General features: G+C 45.4%; 13 protein-coding genes. 1 reads left to right on the top strand and 12 read right to left on the bottom strand.

The window, feature by feature from the left end:
* Positions 1 to 3: 3 nt before the first annotated feature.
* From NSS87_RS02255 to NSS87_RS02220, 8 genes are all read right to left on the bottom strand, one after another.
* The gene (locus NSS87_RS02255; protein WP_076300111.1) at positions 4 to 636 is read right to left on the bottom strand and encodes an NAD(P)H-binding protein; all 633 of its coding nucleotides are present in this window, start codon (positions 634 to 636) and stop codon (positions 4 to 6) included.
* A gap of 217 nt (positions 637 to 853) precedes the next feature.
* Positions 854 to 1267, bottom strand: coding sequence for a GNAT family N-acetyltransferase (locus NSS87_RS02250; protein WP_339244486.1), 414 nt, complete (start codon positions 1265 to 1267; stop codon positions 854 to 856).
* A 244-nt stretch (positions 1268 to 1511) separates the two neighbouring features.
* Positions 1512 to 2585 carry a glycoside hydrolase family 88 protein gene (locus NSS87_RS02245; RefSeq protein ID WP_339248401.1) on the bottom strand — a complete coding sequence of 358 codons (1074 nt, stop codon included), beginning with the start codon at positions 2583 to 2585 and terminating at the stop codon, positions 1512 to 1514.
* 108 nt (positions 2586 to 2693) lie between these two features.
* A complete protein-coding gene (locus NSS87_RS02240; protein ID WP_339244485.1) occupies positions 2694 to 4649 on the bottom strand; it encodes an alginate lyase family protein in 1956 nt (651 codons plus the stop codon).
* A gap of 79 nt (positions 4650 to 4728) precedes the next feature.
* Entirely contained in the window at positions 4729 to 6351 is a 1623-nt protein-coding gene (locus NSS87_RS02235; protein ID WP_339244484.1) for an extracellular solute-binding protein, read from the bottom strand.
* Positions 6352 to 6409: 58 nt separating this feature from the next.
* A complete protein-coding gene (locus NSS87_RS02230) occupies positions 6410 to 7270 on the bottom strand; it encodes a carbohydrate ABC transporter permease (protein ID WP_339244483.1) in 861 nt (286 codons plus the stop codon).
* 10 nt (positions 7271 to 7280) lie between these two features.
* The gene (locus NSS87_RS02225) at positions 7281 to 8201 is read right to left on the bottom strand and encodes an ABC transporter permease subunit (protein ID WP_231573375.1); all 921 of its coding nucleotides are present in this window, start codon (positions 8199 to 8201) and stop codon (positions 7281 to 7283) included.
* Between the two features lie 281 nt (positions 8202 to 8482).
* Positions 8483 to 10747 carry a helix-turn-helix domain-containing protein gene (locus NSS87_RS02220; protein WP_339244482.1) on the bottom strand — a complete coding sequence of 755 codons (2265 nt, stop codon included), beginning with the start codon at positions 10745 to 10747 and terminating at the stop codon, positions 8483 to 8485.
* A gap of 255 nt (positions 10748 to 11002) precedes the next feature.
* On the opposite strand from NSS87_RS02220, the gene NSS87_RS02215 reads away from it, so the two are divergent.
* Positions 11003 to 11311: a hypothetical protein gene (locus NSS87_RS02215; RefSeq protein WP_076285185.1), complete on the top strand. Its 309-nt coding sequence runs from the start codon at positions 11003 to 11005 to the stop codon at positions 11309 to 11311.
* A gap of 107 nt (positions 11312 to 11418) precedes the next feature.
* On the opposite strand, the gene NSS87_RS02210 is transcribed toward NSS87_RS02215, so the two are convergent.
* The 4 genes from NSS87_RS02210 to NSS87_RS02195 all read right to left on the bottom strand — a co-directional run bounded on the left by NSS87_RS02210 (position 11419) and on the right by NSS87_RS02195 (position 15226).
* Positions 11419 to 11643 carry a YezD family protein gene (locus NSS87_RS02210; RefSeq protein WP_042184406.1) on the bottom strand — a complete coding sequence of 75 codons (225 nt, stop codon included), beginning with the start codon at positions 11641 to 11643 and terminating at the stop codon, positions 11419 to 11421.
* Positions 11644 to 11754: 111 nt separating this feature from the next.
* Entirely contained in the window at positions 11755 to 12618 is an 864-nt protein-coding gene (gene cysW, locus NSS87_RS02205; protein WP_042184404.1) for a sulfate ABC transporter permease subunit CysW, read from the bottom strand.
* A gap of 524 nt (positions 12619 to 13142) precedes the next feature.
* The gene (gene cysT, locus NSS87_RS02200; protein ID WP_076285184.1) at positions 13143 to 13997 is read right to left on the bottom strand and encodes a sulfate ABC transporter permease subunit CysT; all 855 of its coding nucleotides are present in this window, start codon (positions 13995 to 13997) and stop codon (positions 13143 to 13145) included.
* A 101-nt stretch (positions 13998 to 14098) separates the two neighbouring features.
* Positions 14099 to 15226 (bottom strand): sulfate ABC transporter substrate-binding protein, encoded by a 1128-nt coding sequence (locus NSS87_RS02195; RefSeq protein WP_042184400.1) that lies wholly within the window; start codon positions 15224 to 15226, stop codon positions 14099 to 14101.
* Positions 15227 to 15447: the final 221 nt, after the last annotated feature.

Raw genomic sequence — 15447 nt, 5'->3', positions numbered from 1 at the left:
ATATCAATAAGCTACAGTAAATCTCGTCCGGCTAAAATTCCCTTCCTCCAGCTCGTCCACCATAGCTACAGCAAAATCCTCAACACTGATAATACTTTCGCCGTTCTCATCAAAAACGAGACGGTCGAGTCCAATGCGAAATTGACCTGTACGTCGACCGGAATGAACCACCGCAGCAGGACTGGCATACGTATAATCCAGTTCTGTGTTTTTGTAAATTTCATAAGCTTCCGCATGTGCCTCTGCCAGTGGTCTAATCTGAGCAGGAAAATCTGCCGTATCCATCAACAGCTCTCCTGATTCAGTCTTCAAACTCCCTGCACCACCCACAACTAACAGTCGATTTAACCCAGCTTCTTGCATTCCCTCTACAATTGCCTTAGCTGCTGTTATCAAATCCTTCTCTTGGCCGAGTGCTGGACCGTATGCACTGATTACCTCTTCATGTCCACGGACTGCAGCTGCGACTGAAGCAGGATCTAGAACATCTACAGTCGTGATGTGCAGACGTTCATGTTCAAGGGTTACTGATTCTGGAGTCCGTACCGCAGCTGTAACCTCATGTTTTCTTTTTAAAGCCTCCTGTACAATCGCCTTTCCAATCGTTCCTGATGCACCCAATACTACAACATCCATCTGTTTTTTCCTCACTTTTTCCGGGTAAGGCCAGCGTGCGGCCTTCCTGCTTATTTATATTTTTCAATACTCGTCTCAATAGCCTTTCCCTTACAACCTTTAATCATTATTTATCCCCTGCGGTCCATTTGAAATCAAATCGCATCCGTTAACTTCCAAACGAAAAACCCCTTCACCAATACAAGGGGCACTCTCTACTAAGTAGCATGTCCTCACATTAAGGACGTAAAAACATTCCCTGAGAACGTGGCATGACCGATTCAAAGCCATATTGTGCATACAATTTAGAGGCTTCCCCATCCGCGATTAGACTGACATAAGCCTTGTCCGGTACAGTATGAAGAAAATCCCTGATTTCCCCCATGATCAATTTTCCTAAACCGCGACCCTGATAAGAAGGCTTCACTGCGATATCCGTAACCTGAAAAAAGCATCCCCCATCGCCAATCACCCTGCCCATCCCGACCAAGGAATCCTCCTCATACAAAGTTACCGCAAAAATAGAACGAGGTAGCCCTATTGCAGCACCTTCCGCGCTCATTGCACTCAATCCAGCCTCTTTTCTCAGCGCTAAATACTGTTCCACTGAAGGACATTCATGACGTATATCCAGCTTTCCTGTTGTCCCCATACCGTTCCCCTCCTAGCATCTTACAATAAAATAGAATTAGCGCCGTTCAGCATTGCTGTTCCAACTATATACGACTCAATGGTGCACAGGCAAGACTCGCCTCCGTCGAATATACAAAAGCCGCCTGGCACATAGGCTAGGCGGCTTTTTTTATCAACGATTTTCATTATTATGAAGTATTATCTTCTTATTAAATAGGCGATTACTCCCAATAATCTGGTTAACTGATCTGGTATATCGTTTACTACCACAAGAACAAGTCGTTCCCCTTTAACTTAAAAATAGCTTCCATAAAGTAATAATCGCCATAAATGATTGAAACATGAATGTCTTTATGATGATACGCTGCTGAACCGCCCATTAAAAGATGATCAAAATCTTTCGTCCAGTCGCAGCGAGTAGCGTCCACTGTTTTCAGGAGCTTCAGCGCAGCGTTCAGATAGACCTCCTTTTCGAGCTCGCCAACAACTTGGGCGATCTCGATCAGTCCGCAAGCTGCGATCACCGCTGCCGTGGAGTCTTCGTAAGCGGGCTCCTTCGGTTGCCGGAAATCGATTGGAATAACCCCGTTATCCGGAATATTAGCCATAAAATAATGCGCCACCCGTTTGGCCGCCTGCAAATACTCCGGCTTTCCCGTATGCGTATAACTGATCATAAAGCCGTATAAAGCCCAGGTCTGCCCACGTGTCCAGGACGAGCCATCCTCGTAGCCTTGGCCGCCGTAAGTTCGGACCACGCCTCCATGGAACGGATCGAACTCCACGATATGATTCACGGAACCGTCCGGCCTGATAAAAGCTTCTAGAGCAGTGTCCGCATGCCTCATTGCGATTTGCGCATATCGCGGATCTTTAGTCTCTTCGCTCGCCCAATAGAGAAGCGGGAGATTCATCATGCAGTCCACAATCGCCCACCCTCTTGTATCTTCGCTGGCCGTATCATCGTTCCAAGCGCGGATAAATCCGCCTGCCAGATTAAATCGTCCAGCAAGTAAGTTGGCGGCATGCATTGCCCTCTTACGAGATTCCGGATTTCCGGTAACTTTATAATTGGCCAAGCTCGTAGGCAACCACATAAATCCGACATCATGATGCAGACCGTAGAATTGATGGAAGCAGGCATCCAATGCATCCTCCGTGAAATTGGCGATTTCCTTGTACTTCTGAGCACCGGTTTCATGGTGCATGAGCCACATCATACCGCCCCAAAATCCATTCGTCCACCAGTTGATATCTTTTTCGATCTGATTGTCGTGCGTGCCATTTCTTGTCGTGTATGGAATTTTGTTTCTTGATCGTTCACATACGGCGTCCATTTTGTCCGTTAGTTTAGAAATGACATTATCTACCCAAATTTGATCATCAGCCTGAAGGTTCAACAATCTGCTCACTCCTATTTTTAACTTTCTAAGGGTCCCCCCTTTTCAAGCCCGTTTGCTTATGTGCATATCTCTTTCGTTTATCGAAACCAAGTACTGATCTCCAAGCTCGAAGCTAAATACACCTTCCTCTTCTTCAATAATCTGAACGGCAGGCTGTTGCCCCCCTTGAAAAGGAATAAGCACGGTCAAGAAAGTCATAGTACCGCTGTATCTATCCTGAAAGCGGACCCTTGTCGAAGGCCTTGAGAGATCGGTCTCATCGGATAATCTTCCCTCCAAGAGATTCAATTCTCCCGTATGGCTTGTCGCTATCGCCAGATTCGCAATATCACTTGTCGCGACCACACCGTTCTTGTTCTCCTCCACCTCGACAAAATCTAGATGGAAATAGCGCTGAACGCTATGGTCATTCAGCCCTTCTACCCGATCGGCAATAAGCACGAATCGATTATCCACTAGCGAAATATGCCGGTAATGAACAACCGGATCGTAGTTGGTATGACAAGCACTGGCGAGCCGGTAGAAGCCTCTATCTTCTACATTGTAGATTCCACCGGGCTTTTGCGGCCCGAATTTAAACGGAGAAATATACTCGAAATGATCTCGCTCATCGATCAGCAGTGTGGAGTGATAATTTGAGCTCTTAAACTGTTTGCGGTCTTCATCATTCCGATAACAAAAAAATCCGGGATCGCAAATCATGTCTTTTCCGAGCGCCGTAAAATCAAAGCTCATCAGATCGATATGGGCATGGGCATTCTGAATCGGGCTTTTACATGTAAACAAAAAACTGAGAGCCTTCGAATCCCAGCCACTGCGGATAATTGCTTGATCCAATGTACGATTCCAGAATGTCGTGGGCTTATCCAATACAAACTCTCTATCCTGCAAGGAATACAGCTCCTCCACAAATTGGCGGACATCGAGCGCTCTCCATACATGCTTACTAGCTTCCCTTACAACTTCGTGTACATCAATCAAATTCGTTGCAAGCCCTAGCCAGGAGCTATCATTCAAGGCATAATACCCATAAACACCAGACATTACCGCAAGCGGATTTGCAAAAGAGTCTCCGACAGGTACACATTTCCCGGTTGGTCTTAACGAGTAGATCGAGTAATCCAAATTCTTTCTGAACCGTCCCATGTACTCCGCAGAGAACTCAAAATCGAAACGTTTAGCCAGAACGACAGCCAGCCCGAACCAGAACATGCAGCCATTATGATACGATGGACAGCCTTCAATTTGACCGCCATCCTCTGTCAGTTGCGCCATGCTGCACTTTTCGATGCCCTCGATCGCAAAAGCCTTCCATTCCTCAGCTTCTTTCAGCTCGGGAAAGTAAAGGGCAGTCGTCAGAAGGCCCAAACATTCCATTAAATAATGGTTATGATCTGCTTTAGGCCACAGCTGAGGCGACACGTTACGCAAAGCTTTTACTTGCTTGTAAATGACCGTTAAATACTGCTCTAATACTACCTCCGTAAACAGCTCCGAGCGGCCTAGATGCTCCAAGACAAGCGGCCAAATTTTGTAGCCCCGGATACCAATCTCCAAAACCCTCAGCGGATGGCATTCCGTAAAATAGCCAATCGGCTTATCCAGTAAGTCCTCAGGAATAGTGACCGTTTCGATCCAGTCCAGCATTTCGTCGATGACCTTTAGTCCGTATTTCGCGTCCTTGGTGAGCGAGTAGGCTTCCAGTAAATCCTGCCAATGCGTCATGCGGTTCAGCTGCCATAAATATTCATTGTCATTATGTCTGCGCTCTAGCCAGCTAGGCGGATTCCCGACAAACTCCCTGACTCCCCCTGTGCCAGGAAGCATGATCATTCCTTGATAGGCGAATTCGGCATTCGCGATCGTCTCGCGCACGTGATCAGGCATATGTGCTGCGATATAGGCGCCCTTCTCACCCATCGGCTCCAGCCGCGAACGCAAGTTAGCTAATAGCTCCGTCGTAGTCATCTGCTCTTTCAGCAATGATTGCAGATTCATTTATCCATCTCCGTTAAGTTATTTTCGATTATGAATGCTCCCTCCGAAATCATCTAGACTCCGGAAGGAGCGATGCCAACTATTTCATGTAACGGTCGTATGCAACTTGCTCTAACGCAAGCAAATCCTTGATGCCCAAGCTTTCCAGCTCTTTAATATACTTGCTAAATGTCTCATCGTTGACCGGTTCCACGCCGAGCACCCAACGCTGCAGCTTTTCCTCAACATAAGTCAGTACGCCAGCATTTAACTCTTCAAATTCGCTCCGTTCCTCATCCGTATACGAAATCGGCGGATAAGCCTCCATAATATAGCCATTATCAATGTATTCCTTGATGCCTTTCAATGCAGTCGCGTTTGTCCATTGTTCTTCGTAAGCATAGTCTTGATGGAAGGCGAGCTCAATTTGTCCTCCCTCTTCCTGAAGCTGTTGAATCACTGTCTTTTCTTTATTTTCCAATATGGATTCTTTAAACTTCGGCTTGCCGTCCACGAGATCGTAGTGTTTTCCTTCGATACCAAAGTTCATCAATCTCCGGCCCTCCTCTGAGAACCAGAAATCCATATATTTGATCGCTTCGACGGGATGCTTAGTTGCCGCCGAGATTCCCCACCCGCTCGCATGCGTCTGCTTACGGGAGCTCTCTTCGACGACTTTGCCCTCGGTATTCGCTGGAGGCTTCATCGGACCAAAGGAGAAGCCAGGAATCTTAGTCGCAAGAATGTCATTGAAGTTAGCCGTGCTGGCGAACCAGTCGTGCGTTATGCCACCTATATTGTCTCCGAGCAAAATGTCACGCGCTTTCGCTCCGCGGGTGAAGATTTCTTTATCGATTAGGCCTTCCTTGTACCACTTCGCAATATTCTCGATTGCTGTCTTATAGCCCGGCTCATACATGCCGTACTTGACGACACCGTTGTCCGCGTAAAATCCGCGTTTTGCCGCATCGGCCCCGCCCCGCACGCCCCACTGGATCAACAAATCGTAAATCCCATCCAGCTTGGTTCGGCTAAAGTATGGAATTTCATCGTTTACTCCGTTACCGTTCGGATCTTTTTCTTTGAATTCTTTTAATAGTGCATGCAGCTCATCTACCGTTTTCGGCTGCTCAAGTCCCAACTTATCCAGCCAATCCTGGCGTACAAACCAGCCCTTGGCAGCCGGTCCATCTGGAGTAAAGTTTAGAAAATACGTCTTGCCGTTATAAGCCTTCATAAATTTGGCTGCATCTGGATGTTCGGACAAGAACTTTTTAATGTTCGGTGCATGTTCTTCGATCAATCCATCTAGCTCGAGAAAGGCTCCTTCAATCCCAAGGCTGTCGTACTGCTCTTTAATTTGATGATGGACCAGATCCGGAATTTTTCCGGAAGCCATCATTGTATTGAACAGTTCTTTACTATTCGTCGAGGCCTTAGATGCAGTACCCTTTAGCTTAATATTGGTCATGGCTTCCGCTTCTTTGAAGACAGGCCAGTTATCGTCGAATATAAACTTATCTGAGTAGTGCATATGGAGCGTCAGTTCAACCGGCTCTTTAGAGATCAAGTTCCCGGATAGTTGTTCTGTATCCGACCCTTTTGAATCATTCGCTGAACTTCCACTATTTTGCGGAGCGTTATTGTTACTACAGCCTGCCAGCAGCATACCGACTGACATCATGATTATTGCAGATGATTTCATCCATTTTTTGTTACCCATATTCATGACCTCCCAATATTGGTTTCTTGATTTCATAGTAAAAGGATTGAAGTAGCCATTAGCCTTTGACGGAACCGATCATGGCGCCTTTGACGAAATATTTCTGAATGAAGGGATAAGCTGCAACAATCGGTATAATGGAGACGATAATAGTTGCATAAATGATCGTTTCCTTAGAATATACCGCCATATTCCCCATTTCGTCGCTCACGTTCATTTCTACGATGAGTTTCTTTAGCAAGACTTGTAGCGGTACCTTACTCTCGTCGCTCAGTAGGATCATCGTCCAGAAATAGCCGTTCCAGCGGTGCACCGCATAGAATAATCCGATCGTTACAAGAGAGGCTTTGGACAGCGGCAGATACACCTTCCATAAAATCGTCAGATCATTTGCTCCGTCAACCTTTGCCGCTTCCTCGAGTTCCTCCGGAATACTCTGGAAGAACGTTCTCATGAGGAAGACATAGAAGGTCGTAATCGCGAAACCGATAATGATCGTAAACCTGTTGTCAAGCATGTTCAAATCTCTGAAATTGAGATACATCGGAATCATGCCCGGTTGGAACCACATTGTCAGCGCGATAAAGAAGCTGATGGCCGTACGCCCCATAACCCGTTTCTTGGACAGGGCATAGGCCCCGCAAATGGTGAGAATTAAATTGACGATTACGCCGAATATCGTGTAATAAAACGTGTTAAAATAGGCAATCCAAATCCCCTTTTCCGATAATACCTTTGCATAGGAGTCAAAGTTAATATCGCGCGGCAGCAAGATCACCTTGCCGGTAACGACCGCATCAGAGGAGCTGATGGATGCGGATAAGACATAGACAAACGGATATAATGCAAGCAAAGCGATTATTCCAAGAAATACACAGTTAAAGATATAGAACAGCTTTTCGCCTCTGGTTTTTTTCATCTTCCATCACCTACCATAATCCAGTCTCTGTTAACTTCTTGCTCATCTTGTTGGCAAATACGACTAGAATAAATCCAACGACGGCATTGAACAGTCCCACCGCTGTCGCCAGGTCGTAACGTGCATCCTGTAAACCGGACCGGTACACGTAGGTGTTAATAACGTCGGCCGTCTCATAGGTGGCTGGCTGATACAGAAGAATGATCGCCTCATAGCCTACTTCCAACATGGAGCCCACCTTCATGACAAGCATGATTGCGATCGTCGGAATGATGGCGGGAAGCGTGATATGCCACATTTGCTTCCATTTATTAGCTCCATCGATAACCGCTGCCTCATACAAAGCCGGATTGACACCGGACAATGCAGCTATATAGATGATGGTACCAAATCCCGCTTCCTTCCAAATATCCATGGACCCGATAAAAATCGTACGGAAATAATCGGGATTGGTCAGAAAGTATTGCTTTTCTCCACCCATCATTTCGATCAGGATATTGATAATGCCGTTGCTAGGAGCCAAAAAGTTAGTCACAATCCCAGCTACGACAACGACCGAAATAAAATGGGGCAAATACGTGAAGGTCTGCACCGTTGCTTTGAATACCCCATTCTTCAATTCGTTAAATAACAAAGCGAGGATAATCGGCACAGGGAACGCGAACAGCAATTGATACAAACTGAGCAATACTGTGTTTTTTAATAGCCGCCAGAAATATGGACTTTTAAAAAAGGTCTCGAAGTGTTCAAATCCAACCCAGGGACTCGCTTCAATTCCTTTATATACACTGAAATCCTTAAAGGCGATTTGCAGGCCGTACATCGGCTTATACGCAAAGATGATATACCAAGCCAGAAACGGTATCAGGAGTAGATAAAGATAACGGTCCCTGATCAGGTTGGTTTTTATTTCTTTAAAGTTAAGCAGCACTCTCTTCTCCTCTCGCAACGATGTTTAGCTGATCCCCTCAGGAGCGCTCCCAATTGAAAGGTCAGCGTTGCAATTTAAACTATAGGAATGAATGTAAGCGCTGTCTATCGCCATTATTTCATCTAGCGGCATCTCTTTATGTCTGGGTTCATAATGTGCATTATTTTATGTATCAACAATTTCTCGTTATATAGAGAAACGCCCGTCGAACATACAATAGCCGCCTGGCAATTAAGCTAGGCGGCTTTGTTTTGAATCAACAGTTCTCATTACTTGAAGCCTCATTCCTTCTCGTTAAGCTTCTTTGCGTATTGGCCAGGAGCTAACCCTTCATACTTGCGGAACATGCGAATAAACGTGTTTGCATTATTGCACCCGACCATTAGTGCTAAATCTCCAATTTTGATATCTTTCTGCTGACGCATAATCTCTTTAGCTTGCTGCACACGATAAAAATTCAAGTAATCTTTAAAATTTTCTCCGGAATGATTTTTGAAAGCGATACTGACATAACCAGGAGAGAAGTTAAACTCCTCCGCTATCATGCTAAGCGATAAATCCCTATTGTAGTTGTCATGAATATATTCAATCATCCGCTTTACCGTACTGTTATCCATCATTTCATTCTGCTGATCAATCGTATCCATCATGGCGCCGAACAAGGAAGTAATGGCGGAAACCATAAGCTCCTTCGATTCGCCGTGCTGTACGATGTCCAGAGATTCCTTATGAGCTTGAACGAACTCTTCGAAAGGCATATTCAACTGCTGGATAATTCGGCTCAGCGTAGCCAACACAAGCAGGCTGAACTGGTCGAGCTGCTGCCTGGTTAACTGCCTTTGCTCCAGATTTTCCGATAGCAGGCGGTTTAGCGTATTTAAAGCATTCTCCCGCTTGCCGCGAATCACATAGCTGATCAGCTCGCGTTCCGTATCGATAGGATAATAATAGCTGACCATCTGCACTTGACTGAGTTGTTTATAAGTAATGACAGAAGTCTTGTCCACTGCCGATCTCCTCTTCAGAATATCAAGCGCCTGGATAAAGGAGCGGTCAATTTCCCCAGCAGAAATTACAGGCTGGCCTACAGCTGCAGTCAATCCGTATGCATGCGCGTCCTCGATTTGAGCCATCGCTTTCATGAGCTTCTTCTGAATGGATTCCGTATCGGATTCACTGATTATGAAGATAAATTTGGTGAAATCATGATCAAGCAGTTCACAAGGGAAATGAACTTTCAACTGCTCATGAATAATCAAGGAAGTCTTTGATTTTATCGTAAGAATCGCATCTTTCGAATATTGCTCCTCCAATTCCTTAGCGTTCGAGAATGAAATCACACAAACGCTCAAGTTGCTAGAAAGGCTTTGCAGTTGATGTGCATTTAGCAGGTCATCAACCTTGTCAGGTGGAACGAGTCCATGGAGCAATTCCCGCAGGAACTTGTCTCTCATCGAGAGCTTGTGCTCATGTAGCGCGGATTTCATCTGTTCATTGGCTTTACTTATACTCGTCGCTGTCTCGTTCAAGAAAGCGAATTCATCTGCTCCCGCTGGCTCACCGTAGCTCTTGAACAATCCGACGAGATGACCCACAGGCCGGTACATACGCCTGGAAACTGCATAGGCGAACGCAAGTCCCACAAAGATAAGAATGGCTAATAGAAGTACAGCCCCTTTTAAATTAGGGGAAAAGGAGTCTACCAAAGAGTAGTTCTGTGTAACATACATATACGACCATTGCGGCATCGTATTCGAGCGGATTAAATGGAAATCGAATTCATCATTGGATAGCTTCTTATAATCCACGGTTGCCTGTTCATCCAGTTGTGCCAGTGGATAGGCAAGCAATTGCTTTTTCCGTTTATCGTCAAAGTTTGATTTAAGCGTTACGTATCGACCATTCTCGATAATGGCAAAAGCTTCTTGCGCATCAGGCGATAGGGGTGGCAGCAGCAATTGTTCAAAGAATGAGACAACAAAAAATAATGAATTCCCTATTCCTACCCGTTCCGGATTAACGATTCGTATGGATGCGCTTTCATTGTTCGTCGACGTTATATTTTGACTGCTCGATATCGTTATGTTTGGACTCGTACTGTCTGTACCTAATTGTGCCAAATCCTCATTAGTGATTCCCATATCTTCCATATAGCGTCTTCTATCCGACGAAATTTGCGGCGTAATAACCAAATCGTCGTTAGTCTTCATTAAATCGATGCTATAGCCGAATTCAGAGAATGCATCTATATGATTTTTCAGTGCATAAGAGGCTTGCGTGATCTCATAATAATCGCGATCTTTTTCGGCAAATTTAACAACATGATCATCTAATCTCAATTGTGTAATTAAATTGAAAGAAACACCGAGTTTCGTGTCAATTTTGTCGCGCGATTGCATGAGAAAATTCTGCTGGTTTTGACTCAATTCCGATCGCACTCTTTGACCGTCTTTAAAAAAAGAAAGGCAGACCGCAATCATCGTGTAAGCGAATACAATAATAAGATAAGCTATAAGTAGTTTTGTGAAAAAGGACTTTCTAAGCAATGTGATCTCCCCTTGATGATTCCTTTATAAATTGAAAATCACCCAATGGTAAAATTTTGTCTCCTTATTGGGTGAGCGTATATCTTTACACTCTTTTGGAAATATCTAACTCACACTATATATGAATATGAAAATGCCGTCCATTCCCAAAATTCATACACATCCACCAAAGTGGTAAGTATTATATTCTTGAATCCTATTACTCACTGTGTGGAATAGTATTTATAACAATATTCTAAAAAGGTTGGTGGCATAATGTCTCCTGTAGCAAAGCTGTTTAAATGGGGAACGTGTGTGTATGAGGCTTTTCTGGCTCTGCCTGTCCTCGGCGGTCTCTTTATTATAGCGAATGGTTGGGTCCCTCTTGCCGTTGCCTTTTTGCTCCACGCTGTAGCCATTGTAATCCTGCAAAGAGAGCGGAAACCCATCGTAGGGAATGTTCTAGGCATTATCACCTCGATTTTAGCGTTTATCCCACTCTTAGGTTGGATTATGCATGGCATCACTGCGCTCGTACTGTTGGTTGAAGGGATTTCCTCTTCACGTCAGGCAAATCGTTATTAATAAGAGCACCTAAATCGTCAGAAAAATAACCCGCCCCTATTCAGGAGTGGGTTATTAGCGTTTATTCTTAAATATGATATATACCTTTATGATTGCCCGAGATTGTATCAACGTCCTGCCGATTGGGAATCGGCCCGCCGGGTTCCACTCTCATTAATGTAACGCCCGTTTGCGTTGCCATTGCCATTCTCAAAACGTTTGCGTTCCGTACGCTCCATCTGAACAATCTGACCTTCATGCACTACGATGTGCAAGGAGCCAAATTCCATATCATCCAGAAGCCCTGCAATCCGCGTAAGCCATAAATCATCCACTTTCAGCGGTTTAGCCATTCTCTAGCCTCCCTTTCCCCATCCAAAGGATTATATCCGCCTAATCTCCATAATTCCGTTATTACCAACCAGTATACTATGAATTAACTTAGCACGGAACCAAAAGTACTGTCAATGGGCATTTTTTCGTGATAACCAGCTTTTAATAATCATCGTCACCAAAGCCAACAACAGGAGCAGAGATGCTACTGCAAAAGAGGCTGAAAATTGATATTCATTGTACAAAATCTCAACATGCAGCGGCAGTGTATTCGTCTCCCCACGTATATGCCCGGACACCACAGAAACTGCGCCGAACTCGCCCATGGCCCGCGCATTACACAAAATAATACCGTACAATAAGCCCCATTTAATATTAGGAAGCGTGACTCTGAAAAAGATTTGCCACCCATGTGCTCCGAGGGTAATCGCTGCCTCTTCCTCCTGTGTCCCTTGATCCTCCATCAGTGGAATCAACTCACGTGCCACAAAGGGAAAGGTCACAAACAGCGTGGCCAACACGATGCCTGGAAGCGCAAATACGATCTTGATATCATGGGCGCTCAGCCAAGGGCCAAACCAACCGTTGGCGCCGAAGACGAGCACAAAGATCAGACCGCCGATGACAGGCGATACTGCAAAGGGAAGATCAATCAAGGTAATGAGAAACCCTTTACCGCGAAAACGAAATTTGGTTACTGCCCATGCAGCCGCTACACCAAAAAAGGTATTCAGTGGTACAGTGATCGCTGCAACAAGCAACGTCAGCCGCAAAGCGGAACGGGCATCTGGATCGGTCAGAGCGGCTATATATACATCCCAGCCCTTTTTCAGCGCCTCTGTCAGCACAACAATCAAAGGCAAGGCAATCAGCCAAAAAAGGACTAGTCCAGCAGCTCCGATCAATACCCATTTTACAGCCTTGGTTTCCGTTGTCGCTGGCGAGGACGTATTCTTCTGTAGCCGGGGGGCTTGGAGTGGGATGGTGCCTGCCAAAAGTTATTCCTCCTTTAAAGGGTTTTACGAAAGCATGATTAGCTTCTGAAAAATGCCGTATTTCGGTAGATGTGAAGTGTCTTCGAGAAATCTTGGTTTTCCGATCGGTTGCTGTCTCGGAAATTTAATGAAACAAGATTACTGGTAATGGGTCACTCCAAGGAATATTGGACTTCCGATCGCTGTTATCCTCAGATTTCCTGAATTGAACCGCTGTCCGCGGTAGAAATCCGAGGATAAAGGCGAACGCTAACGCTTCTACAGTTCCAATATTCCTCTCCGTTCCTTTCTTACCAGCCATCTGGTTTCAAAACTTCGAGATCGCTATCGCTCCTCCAACACCCAGATTAATCTTCGAGTACTTTATCTAACGAAGGATTCCGCATTTTACAGAAACAAGTATGCTTCGTAAAATAAAGTCGTCATTTACCTGTTCGGATGTAGCCTCGCTAATACTCGCTCAGCAAGTTCTAATACAAAAACATTAGAGAATAGGGAATAAAATCTGAGTAAAACCGAAAGACCTACCGAGAAGTCTTACGCACCCAACGCTGGAGCGTATTAATGACTAACAGCATTAAGAAGGAAATGAGAAGCAGGAGCAACGCAACGGCAGTAGCACCAGCGTAATCATACTGCTCCAGTTTCGACATAATAAGCAAAGGCGCAATCTCCGTTCTCATCGGCATATTGCCGGAGATGAACACGACAGAGCCGAATTCACCAATACCACGGGCAAATGCCAAAGCAAAGCCGGTTAACAACGGCGGGAACAGCTCAGGCAGTACTACTGAACGAAAGGTTCTCCAGCGGCCTGCACCGAGGGTTGCCGAGGCTTCCTCCATATCTCGGTCCAAATCCTCCAGCACCGGCTGTACCGTTCGCACGACGAATGGTATCCCGATGAACATTAAGGCAAGGGTAATGCCAAGCGGAGTAAATGCCACCTTTAATCCTAGTGGCTCAAGCCACGCCCCGATCCAGCCATTTGTGGCATAAAGAGCCGTCAAGGAGACACCAGCTACAGCTGTCGGTAAAGCAAACGGAAGATCGATCAGCGCATCAAATATTCTTTTGCCCGGAAATTCGTAACGCACTAGTACCCACGCCAGCAAGAGACCTAGAATAGCATCCACAAAAGCAGCAGCCGCTGCCGTAGACAGGCTGACACGATACGAAGCCAATACACGCGGATCGGTAGCTACATCCCAGAATTTCGCCCAGCTCAGCCCAGTAGAATTGAACAACAATGCTGAAAGTGGCAAGAGTACCACGAGACTCAGGTAAAGTACGCTGTACCCCATCGTTATCCCAAAACCGGGTAGTATCTTTCGCCGCGTTGTCGCCGATACAGCTGTAGTCGTTGCGGTGACATTCATCCCCAATTCATCCTTTCTCGCCTTCGGCAGGTTAGCCGATCAGCCCCCTTACTAGGGACAAATCTCTAAAAGCAAAGTAAAAATCCCATTTTATTAATCTGTTATTTAGCACCCGGCACATAGATCTTGTCAAAGATCCCGCCATCGTTAAAATGCTTCTCTTGCGTTTCTTTCCAGGTTCCGAATTTATCAGCCAATGTGAAGAGCTTTATTTCCGGAAACTTATCTTTATATTGTTCTTTCACGCTTTCTAGCGTTGGACGGTAGTAGTTCTCAGCCGCGATTTTTTGTCCTTCTTCCGTATAGAGATACTTCAAGTAAGCCTCGGACACTTCACGCGTATTTCTTTTATCCACAACCTTATCTACTATTGCTACCGGCGGTTCAGCCAGAATGCTCTCAGATGGATTTACGATATCGAATTTATCTGGACCAAGCTCTTCTACAGAAAGGTAAGCTTCATTCTCCCATGCAATCAGCACATCGCCAATTCCACGCTCTACAAAAGTGGTCGTAGAACCGCGCGCACCCGTATCCAGCACCGGAACATGTTTGAACAATTCTTTTACAAATTCCTCAGCCTTAGCTTCGTCGTTATTGTTGTGGTCTAGCGCGTAACCCCACGCCGCCAAGTAGTTCCAACGTGCGCCACCTGATGTTTTCGGATTCGGTGTAATCACTTCTACGCCTTCCTTAAGCAAATCCGGCCAATCTTTGATTCCTTTTGGATTTCCTTTGCGTACTAAAAATACGATCGTCGAGGTGTACGGTGAACTGTTATGATCAAATTTACTTTGCCAGCCTTCATTAATAAGTCCCTTTTCCTGCAAGGCATCAATATCATAACCAAGTGCTAATGTCACAACATCCGCTTCCAGACCATCAAGTACAGCACGGCTTTGTTTCCCCGATCCACCGTGGGATTGTTTAATGGTGACCTTCTGTCCTGTTTCTTTCTCCCAATAGGCAGCAAAGGCTTTGTTATAATTCTCGTACAATTCGCGAGTAGGGTCATAAGATACGTTCAGTAGTTCTACTGGATCTTTAGATGGAGTTTTTGTTGCTTCAGCCGCATTTGTGGCCTCCGCTGAATTGGTTGTTGCTGGTGCGTCTGTTGCCGAACTAGCACTATTGCCGTTGTTGTTATTGCTGCCGCAAGCAGCAGTAAGCCCTGCCGTCAGCAACAAGCTAAACCCTACAAGAAGCCCTTTATTCATCTTTTTCTTCATCTTTTCCACTCCCCCATGTTTTTCTTGCCTTCATTTCTTTCCTGTGGATAACAAAAAGAACGGAGGAAAGCCCACGTATGGCAGGTCAAACCGGTCCTATGACACGTGTCTGCGAGCCTAATGCAGGCGTTCCTCCGTCTGTACGGTAAGAACTTTCTTCAATTATTCCTATCTACTTAGTTGGTTTATATGGATATAATACTGAAACCCTTTAACCGTGT

Origin of the sequence: Paenibacillus sp. FSL F4-0243 (assembly GCF_037963295.1) — a bacterium.
Taxonomy (GTDB): Bacteria; Bacillota; Bacilli; order Paenibacillales; family Paenibacillaceae; genus Paenibacillus_AQ.
The sequence above is the reverse complement of the archived record's forward strand: the minus strand, read 5'-3'. Positions and strand labels throughout refer to the sequence as shown.